Source organism: Neobacillus sp. S1227, assembly GCF_055385255.1.
This window is the reverse complement of the sequence record NZ_AP038276.1, coordinates 2,027,610-2,047,109: the sequence shown is the minus strand read 5'-3', so window position 1 is coordinate 2,047,109 and position 19,500 is coordinate 2,027,610. Positions and strand designations below refer to the sequence as shown.

The 19,500-nt window shown below is 39.1% G+C and carries 27 protein-coding genes and 1 tRNA gene; 5 read left to right on the top strand and 23 right to left on the bottom strand.

What is annotated here, in order from left to right:
* Window positions 1-54: 54 nt before the first annotated feature.
* The 4 genes from ACZ5AE_RS10475 to terL all read right to left on the bottom strand — a co-directional run bounded on the left by ACZ5AE_RS10475 (window position 55) and on the right by terL (window position 5,233).
* Window positions 55-705: a hypothetical protein gene (locus ACZ5AE_RS10475; protein WP_464571997.1), complete on the bottom strand. Its 651-nt coding sequence runs from the start codon at window positions 703-705 to the stop codon at window positions 55-57.
* A 122-nt stretch (window positions 706-827) separates the two neighbouring features.
* Window positions 828-1,877, bottom strand: coding sequence for a phage minor capsid protein (locus tag ACZ5AE_RS10470; RefSeq protein WP_464571995.1), 1,050 nt, complete (start codon window positions 1,875-1,877; stop codon window positions 828-830).
* 3 nt (window positions 1,878-1,880) lie between these two features.
* Complete coding sequence (locus ACZ5AE_RS10465) at window positions 1,881-3,395, bottom strand: phage portal protein (protein WP_464571993.1); 1,515 nt, start codon at window positions 3,393-3,395, stop codon at window positions 1,881-1,883.
* 104 nt (window positions 3,396-3,499) lie between these two features.
* Complete coding sequence (gene terL / locus ACZ5AE_RS10460) at window positions 3,500-5,233, bottom strand: phage terminase large subunit (protein WP_464571991.1); 1,734 nt, start codon at window positions 5,231-5,233, stop codon at window positions 3,500-3,502.
* Window positions 5,234-5,334: 101 nt separating this feature from the next.
* Between terL and ACZ5AE_RS10455 the strand changes: the two genes are divergently transcribed.
* On the top strand, window positions 5,335-5,868 hold the full coding sequence (locus ACZ5AE_RS10455; RefSeq protein ID WP_464571989.1) for a site-specific integrase: 534 nt from the start codon (window positions 5,335-5,337) through the stop codon (window positions 5,866-5,868).
* A gap of 75 nt (window positions 5,869-5,943) precedes the next feature.
* Here ACZ5AE_RS10455 and ACZ5AE_RS10450 read toward each other — a convergent pair whose 3' ends face one another.
* The 9 genes from ACZ5AE_RS10450 to ACZ5AE_RS10410 all read right to left on the bottom strand — a co-directional run bounded on the left by ACZ5AE_RS10450 (window position 5,944) and on the right by ACZ5AE_RS10410 (window position 9,912).
* A complete protein-coding gene (locus tag ACZ5AE_RS10450) occupies window positions 5,944-6,927 on the bottom strand; it encodes a DNA cytosine methyltransferase (RefSeq protein ID WP_464571987.1) in 984 nt (327 codons plus the stop codon).
* A gap of 75 nt (window positions 6,928-7,002) precedes the next feature.
* Window positions 7,003-7,242, bottom strand: coding sequence for a hypothetical protein (locus tag ACZ5AE_RS10445; RefSeq protein WP_464571985.1), 240 nt, complete (start codon window positions 7,240-7,242; stop codon window positions 7,003-7,005).
* Window positions 7,243-7,285: 43 nt separating this feature from the next.
* A complete protein-coding gene (locus ACZ5AE_RS10440; RefSeq protein ID WP_464571983.1) occupies window positions 7,286-7,435 on the bottom strand; it encodes a hypothetical protein in 150 nt (49 codons plus the stop codon).
* A complete protein-coding gene (locus ACZ5AE_RS10435) occupies window positions 7,435-7,635 on the bottom strand; it encodes a hypothetical protein (RefSeq protein WP_464571981.1) in 201 nt (66 codons plus the stop codon). The genes ACZ5AE_RS10440 and ACZ5AE_RS10435 overlap by 1 nt, the downstream gene beginning before the upstream one ends.
* Window positions 7,636-7,723: 88 nt before the next feature.
* Complete coding sequence (locus tag ACZ5AE_RS10430; protein ID WP_464571979.1) at window positions 7,724-8,164, bottom strand: hypothetical protein; 441 nt, start codon at window positions 8,162-8,164, stop codon at window positions 7,724-7,726.
* A 337-nt stretch (window positions 8,165-8,501) separates the two neighbouring features.
* Complete coding sequence (locus ACZ5AE_RS10425) at window positions 8,502-8,915, bottom strand: phBC6A51 family helix-turn-helix protein (protein WP_464571977.1); 414 nt, start codon at window positions 8,913-8,915, stop codon at window positions 8,502-8,504.
* Window positions 8,916-9,185: 270 nt separating this feature from the next.
* Window positions 9,186-9,377 (bottom strand): hypothetical protein, encoded by a 192-nt coding sequence (locus ACZ5AE_RS10420; protein ID WP_464571975.1) that lies wholly within the window; start codon window positions 9,375-9,377, stop codon window positions 9,186-9,188.
* The gene (locus ACZ5AE_RS10415; protein ID WP_464571973.1) at window positions 9,377-9,769 is read right to left on the bottom strand and encodes a hypothetical protein; all 393 of its coding nucleotides are present in this window, start codon (window positions 9,767-9,769) and stop codon (window positions 9,377-9,379) included. Before ACZ5AE_RS10415 ends, ACZ5AE_RS10420 begins: the two co-directional genes overlap by 1 nt.
* Before the next feature lie 2 nt (window positions 9,770-9,771).
* The gene (locus ACZ5AE_RS10410; protein WP_464571971.1) at window positions 9,772-9,912 is read right to left on the bottom strand and encodes a hypothetical protein; all 141 of its coding nucleotides are present in this window, start codon (window positions 9,910-9,912) and stop codon (window positions 9,772-9,774) included.
* Window positions 9,913-10,279: 367 nt separating this feature from the next.
* Here ACZ5AE_RS10410 and ACZ5AE_RS10405 point away from each other — a divergent pair, with 367 nt between their 5' ends.
* On the top strand, window positions 10,280-11,023 hold the full coding sequence (locus ACZ5AE_RS10405; RefSeq protein ID WP_464571969.1) for a phospholipase D-like domain-containing protein: 744 nt from the start codon (window positions 10,280-10,282) through the stop codon (window positions 11,021-11,023).
* Between the two features lie 182 nt (window positions 11,024-11,205).
* Here the strand turns inward: ACZ5AE_RS10405 and ACZ5AE_RS10400 are convergent, their stop codons facing one another.
* Window positions 11,206-11,358 (bottom strand): hypothetical protein, encoded by a 153-nt coding sequence (locus tag ACZ5AE_RS10400; protein WP_464571967.1) that lies wholly within the window; start codon window positions 11,356-11,358, stop codon window positions 11,206-11,208.
* Window positions 11,351-11,566, bottom strand: a complete 216-nt coding sequence (locus tag ACZ5AE_RS10395) for a hypothetical protein (protein ID WP_464571965.1) — start codon at window positions 11,564-11,566, stop codon at window positions 11,351-11,353. Before ACZ5AE_RS10395 ends, ACZ5AE_RS10400 begins: the two co-directional genes overlap by 8 nt.
* A gap of 271 nt (window positions 11,567-11,837) precedes the next feature.
* Here ACZ5AE_RS10395 and ACZ5AE_RS10390 point away from each other — a divergent pair, with 271 nt between their 5' ends.
* Window positions 11,838-12,116, top strand: coding sequence for a hypothetical protein (locus ACZ5AE_RS10390; protein ID WP_464571963.1), 279 nt, complete (start codon window positions 11,838-11,840; stop codon window positions 12,114-12,116).
* A gap of 53 nt (window positions 12,117-12,169) precedes the next feature.
* On the opposite strand, the gene ACZ5AE_RS10385 is transcribed toward ACZ5AE_RS10390, so the two are convergent.
* Together ACZ5AE_RS10385 and ACZ5AE_RS10380 are read right to left on the bottom strand one after the other, a co-directional pair.
* The gene (locus ACZ5AE_RS10385) at window positions 12,170-13,273 is read right to left on the bottom strand and encodes an HpaII family restriction endonuclease (protein WP_464571961.1); all 1,104 of its coding nucleotides are present in this window, start codon (window positions 13,271-13,273) and stop codon (window positions 12,170-12,172) included.
* A gap of 2 nt (window positions 13,274-13,275) precedes the next feature.
* Window positions 13,276-14,457, bottom strand: coding sequence for a DNA cytosine methyltransferase (locus ACZ5AE_RS10380; RefSeq protein ID WP_464571959.1), 1,182 nt, complete (start codon window positions 14,455-14,457; stop codon window positions 13,276-13,278).
* Between the two features lie 163 nt (window positions 14,458-14,620).
* On the opposite strand from ACZ5AE_RS10380, the gene ACZ5AE_RS10375 reads away from it, so the two are divergent.
* A complete protein-coding gene (locus tag ACZ5AE_RS10375; protein ID WP_464571957.1) occupies window positions 14,621-15,037 on the top strand; it encodes a very short patch repair endonuclease in 417 nt (138 codons plus the stop codon).
* A 281-nt stretch (window positions 15,038-15,318) separates the two neighbouring features.
* Here the strand turns inward: ACZ5AE_RS10375 and ACZ5AE_RS10370 are convergent, their stop codons facing one another.
* The 5 genes from ACZ5AE_RS10370 to ACZ5AE_RS10350 form a co-directional block, all read right to left on the bottom strand.
* The gene (locus ACZ5AE_RS10370; RefSeq protein ID WP_464571955.1) at window positions 15,319-15,621 is read right to left on the bottom strand and encodes a hypothetical protein; all 303 of its coding nucleotides are present in this window, start codon (window positions 15,619-15,621) and stop codon (window positions 15,319-15,321) included.
* Window positions 15,622-15,741: 120 nt separating this feature from the next.
* Window positions 15,742-16,566 (bottom strand): ATP-dependent DNA ligase, encoded by an 825-nt coding sequence (locus ACZ5AE_RS10365; protein WP_464571953.1) that lies wholly within the window; start codon window positions 16,564-16,566, stop codon window positions 15,742-15,744.
* Between the two features lie 75 nt (window positions 16,567-16,641).
* On the bottom strand, window positions 16,642-16,866 hold the full coding sequence (locus ACZ5AE_RS10360; RefSeq protein ID WP_464571951.1) for a hypothetical protein: 225 nt from the start codon (window positions 16,864-16,866) through the stop codon (window positions 16,642-16,644).
* Between the two features lie 11 nt (window positions 16,867-16,877).
* Complete coding sequence (locus tag ACZ5AE_RS10355; protein ID WP_464571949.1) at window positions 16,878-17,834, bottom strand: tyrosine-type recombinase/integrase; 957 nt, start codon at window positions 17,832-17,834, stop codon at window positions 16,878-16,880.
* Window positions 17,835-17,987: 153 nt separating this feature from the next.
* Window positions 17,988-18,083 (bottom strand) — tRNA-Sec (locus ACZ5AE_RS10350).
* A gap of 243 nt (window positions 18,084-18,326) precedes the next feature.
* On the opposite strand from ACZ5AE_RS10350, the gene ACZ5AE_RS10345 reads away from it, so the two are divergent.
* Window positions 18,327-18,758 carry a DUF2621 domain-containing protein gene (locus ACZ5AE_RS10345; protein WP_464571947.1) on the top strand — a complete coding sequence of 144 codons (432 nt, stop codon included), beginning with the start codon at window positions 18,327-18,329 and terminating at the stop codon, window positions 18,756-18,758.
* 182 nt (window positions 18,759-18,940) lie between these two features.
* Here the strand turns inward: ACZ5AE_RS10345 and ACZ5AE_RS10340 are convergent, their stop codons facing one another.
* Window positions 18,941-19,414, bottom strand: a complete 474-nt coding sequence (locus ACZ5AE_RS10340; RefSeq protein ID WP_464571945.1) for a CcdC family protein — start codon at window positions 19,412-19,414, stop codon at window positions 18,941-18,943.
* Between the last annotated feature and the right edge of the window lie 86 nt (window positions 19,415-19,500).

Below are 19,500 nucleotides of genomic sequence, written 5' to 3'. Positions count from 1 at the left end.
TATTTCGTAATTCCGTAATTTAACGGAATTAAAAAAGCAATTCCTTTTTCGGAATTACTTCTTTGAACCATAAGCATTTTTCAACAATTCGGTCACACTCATTTTGGAGAAGTCAACATTATTGGTTTGTTGTTGGTTGTTTGTTGCGTCTCCAAGAGGTTGATCAGCCTTGTTGTTTTGAGCAGCTCCAAAAAGACCTTTCTTCTTTGCGTTGGTAATCCAGCTCAATTTTTGTTCTGGAGTCATATTTTCTGGAACCAAGTCACGAAGTTCTTCTGGAACGGACTCAAGTTCTGCGTCAACTAGAGTTTGAATAAGTCCTTCCAATTGAGTCACACGTTCACTTGCTTGTTTGTGTTCACCTTTAAACTTTTCAAGCTCTTTGTGTGTCTCGTTGTATAAGTTTTCAAACTCACCTTTTTTCTTTTTAGCCTCAAGTTCTTCTTGCTCTTTTTGTTTGTGGAATTTGTCAAGTTGTTCTTGAAGCTCTTTCATTTTATTGTTGACCTCGTCGAAACGAGATTTTGGAATAAATTTATCGTCAAATTTTTGACCTTGGTTTTGGGAACCGTCGTCCCCATGCTCATGAGCATTTGTATTTTGAGAACCTTGACCTTGATTTGGGTCTTGGTTATTACCAGCGTTTTGATTTTCACCATTTGGGTTTTCATTATAAAAACGGAATGTCTTCTTGAACTTCTTCATTTCAATCTCTCCTTTGGTTTTCGTTTTTTACGAGTAACGACTCGAACCAATTATTTGGAACGGAACCTTTTAATGACTTGACCTTCCAATTGGTCAAACCGTGTTTCGTCACGGTCAACGAATTATTTGTTTTCTCGATTTCTCTTTCGAGTTTCACGAGCTTTCTCAAGAGCCTCACGACGTTTTCTCTTGAGTTCTTCTTTGAGTTGTTTCTTTTCTTGGTAACGTCTTTGAGCGTCTTCTTTTCGGAGTTGCTCTGGGTTCTCCAAAGCTCTTTCGGCAGAACGATCAGCTTTGGCTGCTTTATCCTTCAATGATTGAGGCAAAGCGTCAACGTCACCAATTGGGTGAACCGAGTGTTGACAATTTGGGTGAAAGATAAGCATTGAGCCTCGAACGTCGGCTAATGTCATATAGCCTTTCGTCTTACCTTCGAGAGAAATAATCATTCCTTCAAAGTGTCGACATGAGTCTTTGGCTCCGTGAGAAGAAATAATTGCGAGGTCTTTGTCGTTCTCAAGAGCCGTCAACCTTGCTCCTTCAATTTGAACTTGCTGGAGCTTGGTTCTTGCAACCATTCTCGTGTAAGTTGTCAAGTCCCAACGTCGTCCACCAGCGTCGACAATTCCTTTCCAATTCTCCTCAACCAAAGACTTGGAGAAACCTTCTTTCATAAGAGCCGTTTTCAAGTCCTTTGCCGAGGTCACGGTTCCTCTTTGGAGAGCCGTGTTCACTCGGAGGACTTCGGCTTGAACCTCACGAACAAGTTTCTTCATGTCCGAACTCATTTTGGTTGTTGCTTTCAACACGTCCTCGAATGTGTCGTCAATCATTGCCTCGATACGTTGCCGAGACAATAAAGAGAAATTGAGGTTTCCTTTTGCCTCCTTCAGCGAGGCAGCCAAACCCATTGTGACGAGAGCAGAGGCTTGAGCGTGTTCAAAAGCGTCGTACAATGTTTTTTCAATCCAATCTCTTGACTCGTTGTTCACGTCGTTAATTATGAAAGTCAATTGACGAATAATAGACTCGTAGATTTCACGACGGAGCAAGTCGTTCGGATCAGTTGCGACCAACATTGACGTAATTCGTTTAAGAGCTTTCTTGTAAACTCTTTCGAGTTCTTCGAGGTCTCTCTTATAAGTAGGAGTGGGAGGAATACGGAAAGCCATTTATTATTCCTCCTTTTCTTCTCCATTTTCATTGTTAGTAGTTTCGTCCGAGTTCTCGTCCTCTAGGTTGTCATTAGTTTGGAAAGCCTCCATATTTGCAACCATTGAAGACATTGCCTCGTCCTCGATTTCGTCGAGAATTTGTTGAGCTTGTTCCTCACTAATGTTTTCAAGCTCCATGATTGCTCGTTTTTGCGAGATTGTGGCTTTGGCTCCAGTCCGAATTTGCATAATTGTAGCCTTTTCCATTTCGTCCTCTGGAAGACCGTCCTTAAACTTAATATGAGGAGCGAAAGGTTTGAAGTCGACCTTGCCTTTTCGGTCAATCTCTAGTAATTGAGCAATTGTGAAAATACGTCTCAAAGCCTTGTCGTAATATTGCCGTTTTCGGTTAATCTTTGCGAGCAGTGAGTTCAACCTCCACTTGATAGCGAGGCCAGAGGCTCCACTCGTTCCAGAGTCACCGACTCCAAGAGCAACGGCTGGTATTTCGGCTTTCATGAGAATTAGTTCAAGAATTTTTTCAATTTCTCGGAAGGCATATTCCAATTGACCGTTCCAAGTTAAATATTTAGGTTCAAGTTCTCCGTTCATAACCTCGAAGACCTTGTCAACTCCAACTCGGAAAGCTGGTTGACCATTCTCGTCCTCAACAAGTGTTCCTTGTGGGACAATCATTGCTGGGTCTGCGTGTTTTGAAAGAATTTCGGAGAGTTGACTCATTCTCAAGTTGAGTTCGGCAAACAAACCTTTCAACTCGGTCAAGTCGTCTATTCCTTCCCAAGAGTCGTCCGTTGAATAGTTCGGAACATGAACAACAAGTGGGAATGGAACTCCAGTTTCAATCTCTTGGTATGCCTCAACAATCTCGGCATAAATTCTCCATTCCGTAGGAACTCCCATGACCGTCGTGGTCGTTGGATTCATTCGGAATTGACGTTTCACAATTTTATTTGGGTAATGACTTTCAACGTTCAAGACCCATTCTTCTCCGTCGGTTCCAATAACCTCGGAAGGAATAGCAATGTGGAAAGCCATTATTTTTGTGTTGTCATTTGGATAAGTTTCTGGGAAGACATACTCTGCATTTTGAGCCTCAATAATTACACGGAATGGGTCCAGTTCTTTTGAAACAATTCCACCGTGTTCTTGTCCCCAGCGCACTTTATAGAACGAGTCTCCTCGGTAACCGTTCGAGAGAGCCGACTCGTAGTTTGTAATGTGGAGGTCGTTTTCACGAACCCACTCGTCCAGCTTTGCTTGTTCTGGAGAGTCGTCCTTTCCTCCAGCCGAGTAAATTGCATTTTCACCAAAGAGAAAATCAGCCGACTTTTTGACGATTAGACCAGCGAGATTTGTTGTAACATAAACGGTTTGTTGTTGGTAAGTCGTGAGAACGTCATTGTACTTTGAGAGAGTTTCAAAGTGATTTCCTTTGAACAATTCCTTGTTCTCACGGTAACGTTCAATTCTTGCCTTGTGGTCTGGGTGTGGGTAGAATTGACCAACCTCGAACATTACACATGACCTCCTTTCCTTTATTAATGTCACGGTATGTGTAATAGACCAAGTTCACTTTATAGTTCGGTGTGAACATGGTCTTCACAACCTAGTGGTCAAAATTACAAACCAGTTGGCTTTCTTGCCCATGACTTCCTTGTGTTTAAGGAGCAAAGCTCCATTGTCATTTGGAGAGCGTCTGGAAGGTCGTCATGGTCTCCGAAAGGAAACATTTCCAATTGTTCGAGGAGCAGCCGTTGAGTCCTATGAGGACGAATGACTCCGTTCTCAAACAACGGTTCCATTTGCTCAATACGTTCCTCTTTCTTTCCGTGAGAACGGTTCGTTGTGATGGGCTTGAGCTTGGTGAAATAAATTCGTTCCTTGATCAGCTTTTCTTGTAATTGACGGTAGAGGTCAATTTGAGCTTGAACCGTTTCAACGGCAAAGGTCTTTGGTCGATATTCCTTGATAATCTCCACGACCTTCTCAAGAGCAATGTGGGCAGCACACTTCTCTGCCCATGTGTGGAGAACGTAAATGACTCCACTCCTCCGTTCACGTCCGACAATTACACAAGCGTTGTAGTCTGATCGGTTCGACTTACCGAAAGCCATGTCCCAAGCTCCATAAATTTCGAGGCTCTTGTCTTCGAGGTCTCCATAGTCCCACATGACCATTCGGCTTGAGTTGAAAATTTGAGAGTCCTCGTCAATTGGGTTGTTGAGATATTCCGAGGCGAAGGCTTTGGAAGTCATTGAACTTCTTTCAATCATGAGTCCAACATAGGACCAGCGTTGCTCCCAAAGAACCTTGACTCCTTTGTCCATTTCAACCTTGTTCATTTCGTAGAAATGGAGAGCGTTCTCCTTTCGGTCTGGGTCTTCTTGGTTTGTAATGATATTTTGAAATTCGTCCCAAAGGTCTTGACGTTCTGGAGGAGAAACAACAGCCGAGAACAACTTGCTTTGGAAGTCGGCTCGTTTCATGACCTCGAATAATAGACCACTTTGGTGAACTGCGGTTCCCATGTAAATGAAAGCCGTCCGACTTGGGTCTCCTATTGGAATAACAACCGAGTTGAACCAATGGAGGTTCTTTTCACGGAGTTCAGCCGTGTTTGTATTTTTGCTAGACTCCAAGTCGTCACAAATGACCAAGTCTGGACGATAAGCTCCGTTACGTTTACCACGGAGTTGTTTCCCCATTGAACTGGCCTCAACCAATGTTCCAGCTTTTGAAAGGAAAGCCTCTTGGTTGTCTCGTTCGTTCATTTGACTTCTCGGACTCAATAATTCTCCAAAGTCCTCACGGAGTAGAGCGTTGAATTTCAATGTGTTTGAGACATACTCCACAAACTTTTTGGACATAGCGTCGGTCTCGGAAATGATCAGAATATATTTCCGTTTTTGAAAACAAACCTGGTGAAGTGGAAAACAGTTCGACAAATAAGCAGACTTTGCATGACCACGAGGAGCAGCCCAGGCAATTCTCTTGTTGACCTCCTCATTGGAAACCACATTCAAAATATTTGTTAGCTCAACGTGAAAGTCTGGAGCGTCTTGAACGGAGACTCCACTTGGAATGAGTGGGTCGTCAAACTCTGGGTTCAAGTCGGCACTCAAATATTGATACATGAAAAAGAGAACGTCGTTTTCGGCTCGGTCAATTCGTTTGAGTTGCTTGACCTTCTTGAGAAGTTCCTCGTATTCGTCAAGGTCAATTCGTTTTCCCTGCTCACGGAGTTTCCTAAAAATGACCAACTCTCTTTGGAGCAATTCAATTTCCTTCTTCCGTTTGTCTGGCTCCGTGACTGGACAAAAGCCGTATTTTTCCACTAAGTGTTGAACCTTCAAAAAAGTTTCCTCCTTTCGTAATTTAGTAATTGACCAGCGAATGTAACACAGTGTATTATTTAATTAAGAAATAACGTAATTAACAAAGGAGCTTGGTAAGTATGGAATTTGTTCAACCAATTCGTGACCCACAAAAAATTCAAGAAATGAAAGAAACTCTTTCCCCAAGAGACTCATTCATGTTCACTCTTGGAATTAACGTTGGTTGTCGTATTTCCGACCTTCTAAACCTCAAGGTCAAGGACATTCGAGGCAAGAGCCACTTGACCATTATCGAGAAGAAAACTGGAAAGTCTAAACGGTTCCTCCTCAACAAGAGCCTTCAAAATATCATTGGACTATACACTCACGGAATGGACGGAGAGGCTTGGTTGTTCCCAAGTCGTAAAGGCGACAAACCGATCAGCCGAATACAAGCCTACCGAGTATTGAACGAGGCAGCTCGTGAAGTTGGTCTCGACGAGATTGGAACACACACATTGAGAAAAACCTTCGGATATTGGTTCTATAAGAAACACAAGGACGTGGCAATGCTCCAAGAAATGTTCAACCACTCGGCTCCGTCCATTACTCTCCGATACATTGGAATAAACCAAGACACAATGGACGAGGCACTCGAAGACTTCTTGATTTAAGGTCAAGAGGTCTTTTTGTTTGCATGAAAAAAGGAAGGTCTCAATTGACATTCCTCGTTTTCGTAATTTAGTAATCTATTTCAATAGTCTTTCAAAAATAGCCTCCAACACGTCAACCACAATAGCGTTCCCCACTTGTTTATAAAGGAATTTGTCTTGTGGGTTCACGGCTTGAGCCTTTTCAAAGTCCTCGTCGGAGCAACCAGTCAACCTCCAAGCCTCTCTCGGTGTAATGTTCCGAATTTTGAGAGCTTCAAGGTCAACCTCGTTGAGACGACCTCGAAGGTTCATGTTATGTGGAGCCGTGGAAATTAGAATTTGACCACTATGGTTGAGACCTGCTCCACGAGCCGTGAGTGTTGGGGAGTGGGACTCACGACCAACAATTCTTTCAAGTGGGTTTTGGAATGACTTCCAAGTTTCAAACTTCTCAAGCTGCTCCTTCGTCTTGAAGTATTTCTGATCAACAAGAGCGTCGTCTTCAAGGTAAGCCTTTAACGGAAGGTAAGGTCTTCTCTTGAGTTCTTCAAAGGAGAAGTCCTTCTTGGAGCCACCAAGGATTGAAACGGCAAACACTCTCTCACGGTTTTGACCGACTCCGAACTCAAGAGCGTTCTCCACACTCCACTCCGTGTGGTAACCTTGAGCCTTTAACCAATCCAACCATTTCATGAAGGAGCCAAGGTTCTTCTTTCCAACAAGGTTCTTCACATTCTCCAACAATAGGAAGTTTGGTTTCTTGTTTTCAATTACTCTTTGGCACTCCCAAAGTAGTGAGGAGCGAGTGTTGGAACCTTCCTCCAACCCAGCCTTTTTCCCAGCGAGAGAAATGTCTTGGCAAGGAAAAGAATATGTGAAAAGGTCATGGTTTGGAATGTCCTCGACGGAAACCTTGGAAATGTCTCCGAAGTTCCGTGTCTCCCCATGTATAGCCATATAGGACTTGATTGCCTCTGGGTCAATTTCGGAGATACCAACAACCTCGTGATTTACTCCGATATTTCTCAAAGCCATTCGTTGTGTACCAATTCCCGAAAAAGCCTCAAAAACTTTTACCATAGAAAAACCTCCTTGAGTTTCGTTGTTCACACTCGAACCAACGAGAACCCAAAGAGGTTGTGACCAATTTTGAAATTATTTCTTAGACTTTTTCTTCGTCTCTACTAACTTGTAATAACTTGGCGGCAGCGTCATTGTGAGACCACTTCCTTGTGGACCAGACTCAACACGGACAACGGTTCCTTCGACGTGAATGACCGTACACACGGCTTGAATACTAGCCACATAAACGAGGTCACCTTTGACTGGCTTTCGGAAAGGAATAGCCTCATATTTCTTTTGTAGTTCTTCGAGCGACGTAATTTTCTCAATCATTCTTTGAACCTCCTTTTCTGATTAAATAAAAAGAGAAGACCACTCATTCAAAGTGGTCGAATTGTTCTTCGTCAAGTAGTTTCCATTCAAGCCGTCTTCTTTGGAGCCGTTCCTTGAGTAGCTGCTCGGTAAGAAACTTGACGGTGTCTTCCAATTGAGCGACCTTTTTCTCAAGTTCTTCGACTTTGTCCATTACTGGCTCACTTCCTTGAGAGCCAACTCGTAGACCTTCACGTCGGAGAACTGGGTCTTCAACCAATCTATTTCTTTTTGAGGAATGACTTCTTCAACGTCTTCTCTCTTGGTGGAGAGCTGGACCTTTCCGAGCATTGACCAAGAATGAGTGACCCAAAGACCATTGGCTTGAACAAAGTATTTTTGTGTGAACTCCATTAAAAAACCTCCTTGAGTTTGAAGTGTTTTGTTTCAAATGATTTGAAACTTTACACTTAACCCAACGAGGTTTGAACTGGAGTGTGACTTATAATGTTTTTGTTTTCTTCAAGTATTCGTCAATGTATGGAGTAGACTTTTCGACCTTGATTTCTCCAGTCTCAACGTTTTTAGTGAATTGAAAAACTCTCTGGCCTTTATACATAGTTCCAACCGTGAGCGTTTTAGGTTTCTTGTCCAAGGCTTTAACAAAGTCGTCTGATCGTTGAATAACGTTGGCGACTTGAGAACCTTCTCCAATACTTTCGTCCAACTTGACGACCACGGAAATTTGACCTGTCGTTTCACGGTTGTCGGACACTTCTTCAATTTTGACGTGCTTGAATTTCTTCAAGGCTTTCTCAAGTGGGTTGACCTCCTCGACCTTGACGACTTCTTTTGTTGGCTCCACTTTCTTTGGTTGTTGTTCGCTTGAGCAACCACCGAGGAGACCAAGGACAATAACACCAAGTAACAATAAATGTTTCATACAAAGCTCCTCCTATTGTTATTATTTTTTATTTTACAAAGGAGGCTCCTTTTTTGTCTATTGTTACACTCAATGACCCAACTTATAAAAATTTTGTATGGAAATTGTAGACGAGAGACGGAGACGAAAGACCTCCCCACTCCCCACCATGTAGGGTGTCAAGTTCTTTTCCTTGACCTTCAAATTGAGGACTTTTTCTTGATCAGAATGAACTTTTTTGGTCCAGTTTTTGAGTCCGAATGTAACACAACGGAGGAGCAGCCGACACTTTTTTATTGAAACGTTGATTTATCAACATTTCTCATGTAACACAATCTGTATTTTGTTACATTCAAGTTTAATCCTCAAGAAGTTCACGTTCCATTTCAATGATTCTTCTTTCTCTTTCCTCTTGAGAAATAGTCTTTTCTTCCTTGAGAATATGAACCTCTTTGTCTTGTAATTTACCACGGTTTTGAAGTATCATTCGTAGAGCCTCTAATTGTGTACGTTCCGAGCGTCCTTCTCTCATGAGAGTCCGTAGTTTAGCATAAGCCTCGGCAACAAAGTCCTCCATTGCTATTTCTGCCACCATGTTTTGAAATTGGATAAACTCTGGGTCTTGTTTCCAACGGTAAATGGTTCTTGGTGAGACTCCAACTTCTTCTGCTATCTGGGCAATTGTTTTCTTCTCAATGTCGTTTGTTGCGAGTATTTGAGCGACACGTCTCTGAGTTTCCGTCAGCGAAGTTTTGACAAACCATTGTGACACAACAAATTCCTCCTTTCCGATTTTCTTCTATAATATAGGGAAAATTCAATGTGACACGACAAGGACAAAAGCCGGTCAAAAAACTAGGAGAAAAAGGTCAACTTTCCATGAACTTTTTCCTAACTTTTCGGAGCCTACACAGGAGTTTAAATTTGTAATGAAACATTATTGGCTCATAGCGAAAATACAAATATTTCACGACTGGCCTCACAAAAAAGTGAACCACAAAACAAAAGACCGTCGGAATGATCAGACCGAGGAGCAAAAGACTCATTTACTCACTCTCCTAGCAAGTTTACGAAGTTCGTAACGAGTAACGTCGTCAATGTCCGAATAAATATCAATTCCAGTCCAACCTTCAACAAGTTTTCCGTCAATGTAGAGGCTCTCGTTTCTTCCGTCAAGCGACACAAAAATAAGAGCTGGAACTTCGTCAAACTCCAAAATAAATTTATTTTTCATTATCGTCTCACCACTAAACAATTCACTTTGTCGTCGAGCTGCGAGAACTCAAATTTCACTGGTGCTTTCATTTGTTTTAAAACGGTAACAGCAAAGTCGACTTCAGCGTCTTCCGTGGTAAAGAACGGAACTACAATTTTAGGCTCAAATGAACCAAAAGCAGCCTCAAAGACATTCATTTGTCGGAACGTTGCTTTCCGTCCAAGTTTAGCCTCAAACACTAAACGACGAGACTCCTTCAAAGTGTCTTGCTTTTTCTTCTCAAGTCCAAGCTCAATTCTAATCTCCTTGACAACCTCTTTGATTTCCTCGTTGACGTAATGTCCAGAACCTTGAACTTGACTCAATACATTCAAGTAGTCTAAAAGTTCTTTCACTCGTTCATTCATCATTATTACTCGTCCTCCTCAATTTCTTTAATTGCGTTCTTCAAGTCGTTCTCATATTGGTGAACCTTTGCCGTTAAAAAAGCATTTTCCTTTATAAGAACTCCAATTCGTTCAATGAGATTGTCAATAATAACGTTAGCGTCCATTCGTTCTTCCTCCTCTTAATCTTTTAGAACAAGTCACACAAAGTGACTTATTCACTATATAGTTCGGTGTAAATATACTTGTCACAACCAATGTCAATATAAATAAAAAAGACCTTCAACGTTGAAATGTTGAAAGTCTGATCAATGACTATATATTTATATTTTCTTTAGTAACATATATTTCTTTAGTAAGTGTCAACTTGACACCATTGATTTGGTTTTATGGTATCAAATTGACACCATTGATATGACATTTAAAATTATTAGTGTCAAATCGACTCTACCATTTTAGTTATTGACGTAGGAAATCAAACGTAATTTGTCGAATAATAATAACAACAAAAGTTAATCATTTTAGGAGGATAAAATGGACGAACAACGATTTTTAAAAACAATGATAGAAACAGTAAAACATGACGATTATGACAATAAAGATAAGCTACTTGGTATTTTGAGAAATTCAATAATTACATTTAAGAAAACAAGTAATTTCACTCGCAAGTCATGGCAATCTTGGGAGTATATAGACTTAAGAGTACCAGTGCCTATGTTAAAAGTTGCAAGGGAGTTACAAAGTCAGTTTGAAAAGTTGGCAGCTGAAATATACATAGAAACAGACGAATATGACTTCGCGGGTTTAAATATAAAACCAAAACCAGTTGAGCTTGAAAATGAAGATAATGTCGAACATGACGTTGTTTTTGATGAAATTAAAGATACGATAATCCAAGGTATTCGTAATGCAAAATATACGATATGGATTGCTGTCGCTTGGTTTACAGATAAAGAAATATTTAATGAGTTAGTCTTAAGAAAAGAAGAGGGTGTGAATGTACGTATCATTACTTCTGATGAAGATTCCAATAGATATTTAATTGGAAATTTGAAAAGTAATTTTGACGTTGTTCAGGTGTCACGAATAGGTAAAAATATGTTTCATGATAAATTCTGTATAATTGACTTGGAATATGTAATGCATGGCTCATATAACTGGAGTGCAAATGCAAGAAGCAATGATGAAACCTGGGCAACTGCACTTGACCGAGATTTTGTAAAAAAATTTGCAGACGAATTTATGAGGTTATATGTAGAAAACAAAAGTTTTTTATAAATCAAAGTAATATACTAAGGAAAAGAACCTATTTCTAGGTTCTTTCTCTTTTTACTCTTCCATTCTCTCCTTGTATTTTTTCTTCCGTGAATAGGCTTTTTTATTTGGAACAACTTGGGTCATTGGCTTTCGTTCCCACGTTCCTCTTGAATTGGTCATGGAGCCAATAGTTTTCATTTTCTTCACGACCTTTCACCAACCACAAATGAGAAAAAGGCTCCAGCTAGGAAAAGAGAGCCAACAGCAATTTCTTTTCCAAGACTCATGTCCATGATTAAATAGGCTCCAATGTAACAAGCCAATGGAATGACAACTTTGTTCATGAATTTACTCATTTGGTTCCTCCTTCTCAATCTCCTTTAAACTCACTCTGATCATTCGTTGTCCGTGTTCCGTCCAAGGTTCGTCAAGCTCCACTTGAATTGGAGGGAACTCATGGTTATAAAGGTTTTGATTGTCAATGTAGAAAATAGTTCCCTCTAACTCAACTAGACCCCAGAAATTAAGTGACACAATGACTCGGTCTCCAACTTTGTAATTCATTAACATTCTCCTCCTCTCATTTCCTTCCAACGAGCCGGTTAGAGGATTGTGACCGACTTTCATTTTCAGCTTCTAAAACGAATTTTTTGCTCTGTGACCTTGTAAGCCTCCAAGCGAAAAAACTCTGCTAAGAATCTAAAATTTGCAGCCAGAGTGCTTAAATCTCCAAATGAGGACTAATACTCTAACTTTGATTACTAAATAGAAATATTTGGTGTTTTTGTTATACAATAGTGCTATGGTGAAATAAATTGGGTTTGGAGGTTGCGGAATGGTTGACTTGGACATAAATTTATTTATTAAAATATTTGAAAATGGTATTTTACGAGATGAGTCATTTAGTTGTAAGCAAACTAACGGTAATGAAGTTGACGTTACCGTTTATGTAATGGAATACGAAGATTATGAGTTAATGTATATAGACGGTTTTAGAGTTATCTTAATGGTAAACGGAGAGTCTGAATGCTTAATTTATGAACGTGGAAAGAAAGAAGACGAGCAAGGAAGGGCTATTTTAGAAATGTTCGAGAATAAAGCGTATGGAAATTAATCTCCAGCAAAAAAGCCCAACTCATAGAGAAGGGCTTTATTATTTTCCGTAAATTATTTAAATCGAATTTGTAGGTTAAGCTTTATCTTGTATTCGCCATTTTCCTCGTAAACAGTCCCAAATTTATGTTTACCTCTATCCCCTTGTTCTAATCTTGTGTTCTTCAAGAGGAATTCCTGGAACTGATCTCGATTATAAATATGGTAACAAACAAGTTCTCCGTCTGCTCTAACAATTATATAACCGCCATTTGCGTCATAAATGCCATTCCAAACCTCACTTGGCATTAATCCTAAAGACACGTCTATGAGGAAGTTTTTTATTTTGTACCTGTAAAATGGGTGATTTCCACTCAAATTGTAATTACAAGGATTATCAACCTCAAGTTTCTCAACAATTTTTTCCATACTTGACCCAGTAATTCCTTGATAATAGTATAACAGCATTTGAGAAATTACTTCTGGAAAACTGCTGTCAATCATTTGTAAGTTTAACTTAAATGTAGTGTTTTGTGGTTCTACATACTTTATTTCAAACCCATCGTCACTCATTGCCTTAATCCTATCTTTTATAGCACTATTTGAATTAACGAGGTCTATATCTGCTTGAGTGAGTGTTTTTGAACCCTCAAATTTATAGATAAAATGTGTAGCCCCTGAAGCATTTAACAAAGTTGCAGCTTTACCAATTTGAGACTTGATACTAAATCCCAATGTTGGTTTGAACCCAGTTATAATATCATGCACAACTATTGTAATATCCCTTTTCTTATCTGATCGTTCGCTTTTCTTTGTGATTTTTAATTTTGCAAGGAAATCTTCAATCTCCTGGCTCACTGGAAAAGTACGACCCTTACCTTTTACAATATCTTGAAATAATTTTAAAGTATTATCTTTAAAATCCTGGACAGGGATATTAATTATTGTATTACCTGTATCTCCGTCCACTATTCTTATGTTTGTACTACTTTCACAAAGATACTCATAATTAGTTGTAATGCTATTTAATAGCTCTGTCCTTAAAATTTTAATTAAAGGATAGTAGATATTATTTATTTTATTTAAGTCCGAATCTGCGGCATAGAGTTTTCCGTCTGCTAATAATTTCATTAGCGTGTACGCCTCACTCCATTCCCCCTTGTTAAGCTCTTTAGCCATAGTTACACCCCTACGAGAATCGAATTAATAACTCTATTAGCTGTTGCTCGCACAGCAGGAACTGCAACGGAGTTTCCAAATTGTTTATAAGCTTGAACGTCGGAAACTTCAATTCTAAACGTATCTGGAAATCCTTGAAGTCTTGCCCATTCTCTTGGTGTCATTTTTCGTATGCCTTCTCGATTAACCTCACCTTTAATATGTGTAACTGGTGTGAAGTCGGTTAATCTGTTATCAATCACAAGGTTTCTTTCACGACCCATTCCACCAACAACCAGTGCCCCAGCTATACCGTCGTCAGGGATAATATTATAGCCAAAACCGTTTCCTTTTGCTTCATGTCTTGCCTTATGGTCTCGTAATGTTTGAATATATACTGTAGAAAGATAATATTTAACGGACACTGGTTCTTCTTCACGAATATCTATGAACCTAATGTCGGTACCAGTTGGTTCTGGATAAGAAAACTCAGTAATTCCTGTATCAGGTCTAAAACCAACTATAAATACTCTTTCTCTATTTTGTGGTACACCAAAATCTACTGCATTCATAATTTGTGGGTCTGGAACAAAGTACCCTAAATCTTCTCGTAAAGTATTTAGGATTACTTGAAGTGTCCTTCCACGGTCATGATTAGCAAGTCCTTTTACATTTTCTAAGAAAAATGCTCTTGGTCTTTTTGCTCGAATTATTCTTGCTACGTCAAAAAATAAAGTTCCCCTTGTGTCCTCAAAACCGCCACGACGTCCAGCAATTGAAAAGGCTTGGCATGGAAAACCAGCAACTAAGACATCATGGTCAGGTATCATATTTTCATCAATTTGAGTTATATCCCCAAAAGGAACTTCTCCATAGTTTAGTTCATATGTTTTTTGTGCGTATTTGTCCCATTCAGAACTAAACAAACACTTTCCACCTAGACTCTGAAAAGCTAATCTTGTACCACCAATACCAGCAAATAAATCTATAAAAGTAAAGGCTGGGTTCTCTGGTGGAGGAAATGGAATATCCCAAGTAATGTTGTTTATATCAAATCCATCTATGTGGTTTACTGCAACATTTTCATAGCTGTTTGCAGCTTCATGCCCCAAATTTTGAAGATAATGTGTAATATAAGCAAGGGTTTCGTCATATTGTCCAAAGCCAGGAAGCCCAAGTCTTTCTCTTATTTCTGAATATCTCATTTCATCACCCTTATTTATGTTTCTATTACTATTCTACCAAAAATATTGTCGAATGGACTAAAAATATATTATAACAAACAATTGGGTAACATAATACCAAAGCTTTTTTTATTTTGCCTTACGTTTATAATAATAATCATGACATTAAACCGAGGTGTTTATCATGACTGATATATTTACCAAAGAACAACGCTCTAAAAATATGAAAGCAATTCGTTCTAAAGGCACCTCGTTAGAAAATCTAGTTACCAAGGAATTATGGAAAAGAGGTTTTAGGTTCAGAAAAAATGTTAAAAAACTTATGGGCAATCCTGATATAGCGATAAAAAAGCATAAAATAGTCATTTTTCTCGACTCATGCTATTGGCATTCATGTCCCATACACGGAACTAAACCTAGTTCTAATGTTGAATTTTGGGAAAAGAAACTTAACAGGAATGTCGAAAGGGATAAGGAAGTAACAGAGTATTATAAAAACAAAGGTTGGAATATATTAAGGGTTTGGGAACATGAACTTAAGAAGGATATGGAAGTCACCCTTGAAAAAATCGCTGATTTTATAATAAAAGCCAAAACTTGAAAAAAGAAAAAAAAAATAGACCCATTGTTTAAAGGTCTATTCATAAGTTAGTCTTTTTACTTTGTTTAGGCTTTTTCCAAAGTCGTAAGGTTGACTGTAATAAACTTTTCCGCACGAGAGACATTCAACGTCGCAAAGTCGGTCATAGTTGATTTTATCTTTTATGTTTTCTGGGTAGTCCTCAACTCGTATAACGGACAAAATTCCACCACATTCACATTTCATTATGTATCACCTAAATGGTTTTCTTAGTATGTAATTTATCTTAAACCTTTTTATCTTTATCTGTAAATACCACGAGGGTGAAAATAGCGCCACCAGTCATTTATCTTGTTAAATTTTTTATGGTCTGTTACAAAGGATTTTACTTCATTTCCAAATAAGTGTTTGTGATAGGCTTTAAATGCCTTACAACCACTTAATAATTCAAGAGCTGCCACTTTCCCCATATTTGGTGTAGTTGCTACAACAATAAAAGGAATATCGTCGTTATAATGAAGAAGCACTTGTCCACCAAAATAAATATCATAAAGATCAGGCAATTGCTCTCTCATAGCTACTTCCATTAATACCAAACGGCTCATTCACTCACCTCCTTTTCTTAAATTATGAACCTATTTATCGACATAAACTGACTTAATTGTGAAAAGAATTAGAATTTTTTCAAAAAAAAAAAAGAGTGACTTTTTTCAGCCACTCTTTTATCAGCTTATCCATTCAACAAAGCTCGGAATGCGGAGGAGACCTTTTTTGGTAAGGTTCCTATATTTCACCTTTGCTTTGAGTTTTGGATTGAGATATATAAATTTTTCGTTTTCCTCAACGATAAAGTCTCTGAATTGGTTATAGAACTCTTTTCGACCATGCGGAGCCATGAACTCCATGAGTCCAGCGTAATCTCCATTTTCAAAGTTGAGCAACAACCCAAATTCGTCTTTCCTTAACCCAGAAACATAAACATTCTCATACTTGTAATTAATCACTTTCAACCAGTCGTGTGAGCGTTTATTTATCTGATAAGTTGAATCAACTCGTTTCTGGACAATTCCTTCTAAGTCGTGTTGCTTTATTAGCTCAAAATATTGTTCAGCGTTCCCTTCAATCCACTTAACTTTGTTTAACAACGGAGTGTCTTCCTCAATTGCTTCCTCAAGAATTTCTTTCCGTTCCAACAATGGTAAACCCGTAATCTTTTCACCGTTGAAATAGAGAATGTCAAAAACCGAAAAAGAAATTTCATGACCAGACCTCTTTGACATGAACCGTTCCATGACGGCTTCAAAGTCTGGCCTTCCTTGTTGATCAGTCACAACAATTTCTCCGTCAAGGACGGTTCCATTTTCGACAGGAAGGTTGAGCAGCTCTGGAAACTTGGAAGTAATCTCGTTATTGTGTCGAGTGTAAATTCTAACTTTATTGTCAAATTTGGTCCAGATAGTTCTGAAACCGTCGAGCTTTAGCTCAGTTATATATGAATCGTCGTCAAAAGGACGTGCGGACTTGTGTAATAACATAGGAGATATGAACATAAAAACACCTCATGATAATTGTACCATGAGAGCCTTTTTGTTCTTTGTGGTAATTAAATGTAAAAAGGGAGCCGTTTAGCTCCCCAGTAAATTCTTCACTAACTCGGTTATGTCCTCACCATCACAAGTTATTTTCACAAGCTCCAATGTTCGAGGAGACTCCTTTTGTATTTGTCTCCAGAAACCGAGAGCAGCTTCTTCCCTTGTCTTTCCTTTATATAACTTAAACTCCCCTTGTTGTAAGACTTTGTTCTTATACTCAAGGGAAAGATAATGAATTGCAATAAAAACAGTTTTCAAATTATACTCTCCTAAAAAATATTCTTCAGTGGACTAAATACATTATGTTGTTTCCTCACGTCAATGTTGGTCATTTGGATATATCGTCGAGTCATGCTCATGTCAGTGTGACCGAGTATCTTTTGGAGTGAGAATGGGTCTCCTCCGTTCATGATATAAAACAAGGCTCCAGTGTGTCGGAACGTATGTGGAGAAACTCGTTTGTGTTTTATTCCTGCCAATTCCCCAACTTCTCTCAACCGAGTCCTCCATGTGTTTCCTTCAATTTGCCGTCCATCGTATGTAACGAACAAGAACTCGGAACCGAAGTCCTCGGACTCCTCCATGTATTCCTTCAAAACCTTGGTGGTCTTGTTTGAAATAGGAACCTCACGAGCTTTCCTTGTTTTCGTGTTCATTGCCTCTAATTTAATAATTCCAGCCTTCAAGTCGACCAAAGAGCGTTTCATGTTCAATAGTTCTCCAATTCGGCACATGGAGTCCAACAAGACCATGACCATGACTTTGTCACGGAACCCAACAAAAGTCTTTGTGTCGAACGAGTTTAAAATTGCTTTGACCTCCGTGGGAGTGAAACTTTCAATGGTGTCTTGCTCGGTCTTCATTGGCTTGAACTTCTCGTGAATTGGAATGTCAATGAGTTTCTCCATGTAGCACCAACGGAGGAAAGCTCTCATGGTTCTGATCCTAATATTGACCGTGTTCGGCTTGAGTCCTTGCTCCTCTCTCATGTAAAGAACCCATTCTTGAAAAGGCTCGTTTGTCATTTCGTTCTTCATGAGGTCTCCTCCGAGAAAACGGAGCAGCCAGTCAAAGTGTAGGTAATACTCCTCAATTGTCCTCGGAGCCAAACCTTCCGTCTTCTTTGCCCACATGAATTTCTCAAACATTTCGGTCATTGTGTAAGCCTCGACGGTTGTCTCTCGGACTTCCGACCGTGAAAATTTTCGTTTTCCTTTTCTTAACATAATAATAAAAACCTCCAAATTGTGTAAATTTGAAGGCTTTGGACACACACGGTCTCGTCATTCCGTCCCATAAAATACTCGTATTTTTGGGTAGGAGACCGTGGAGGTTTTTCTATTGTTAGACCGTGGAGGTCTTTCCTAAAAACGTTGAGTTGGCGGGACTGCGTGGGAATCGAACCCACCAGACCTGGCACGCAGGTCTCAAGCAGTTTTGAAGACTGTGGGGGACACCAGTACCCCATCCATCCCCGTAATATAAGTAATTCTATTTAATTACCTTGTTAGTAACACTATATTACATTGAAATATAGTATTAATCAATAAATTGAACCTCATTGTCATTTTTTCGACAACTTTTTTAATTGAAGGAACAATAACAAATACCTTATCAAATAGACTTTTCCATTTTCCGCGTTTTATGATAACTTGTCAATTCCCTTAAAAACCGACTATAATGAAAGTTGAATATAACGTTTATGTAGGTGAAATAACATGCTTCAACTTCAAGGTTGGTTTTTGTGGTTTATCCTTTTTTGGACTTTCTTTTTAATAGGATCATTTTCTATTGGTGGATATTTTATGTTTCGAAAGTTCTTAAAAAAGATGCCAAAAGAAGATGGCAAGTCTGATATGGATTGGGAGGAGCATTACGTTAATGAATCCCGCCATTTATGGGGACCTGATGAAAAAGCTTTGCTTGAGGATTTAGTCAGCCCTGTTCCGGAATTATTCCGTGATGTAGCACGGCACAAAATTGCGGGGAAAATTGGCGAAATTGCCCTTAATGAAAAGGCTCCAAGGATAACTGAAGAATTGGTCATCCGCGGCTATATACAAGCTACTCCTAAACGGGATCACAAGTTTTTACGGAAAAAGCTATTTGAGAATAAAATTGATGTTGCTCCATATGAGCATTTATTTTAGGCCGTTCTTAAGAACGGTTTTTTTGTTTATATGTAATCATTTCCGACCACATTTATCTTTTCGGACACGAAGAACCCTTCTACGTGACCTTTCCTTCGCCTCCTCACCCTTTTCAGGCACGCTAACCTCTATTAAAATAGAAAAACACTGGCCCTTAAAAGCCAGTGTTCCATAAATTACAACTATTTTATCCCATGCAACTCTGTATAAAGCTTCTTATAAGACCGATACATCGCAACACGCCAAGGCACTATCATGCTAAACGCTAGCAGGAAGAACATACCGCTGAGTTGGCCCACATCAATTGTGCTGCTTAGAATGGATTTTAATACAATACGAATTAAAAGGAGTCCAACTAATATAAATACAAACGCTTTTGACCTCTTCAAATAAATATCATTGTCACGAATCTCGAACTTCGATGTTTTAATGAGGAATATCGAGAAAAACATCCCCACCACCACTGCCTCGAGTATTTCAATTGGCGTTAATCTGAATTGCGGAACTACATACATTAATGCCCCGCTCGACATAAATACTGGCGGTAAGATAATTTTTTTCACATTGGTTGGCTTTGCGGCAGCTTTCATCCGCACAAAGAATGCAAAAAGGCCCATAAAAACAGCGCCGATAGTTGAAAGAACAACGTAATTCATTGGATTCATTCCTTACCCTATAATTTACTTTCCCATTATACTTCATATTTATGAAAATGGATAAAGATTTTTACTGTTATCCTCGT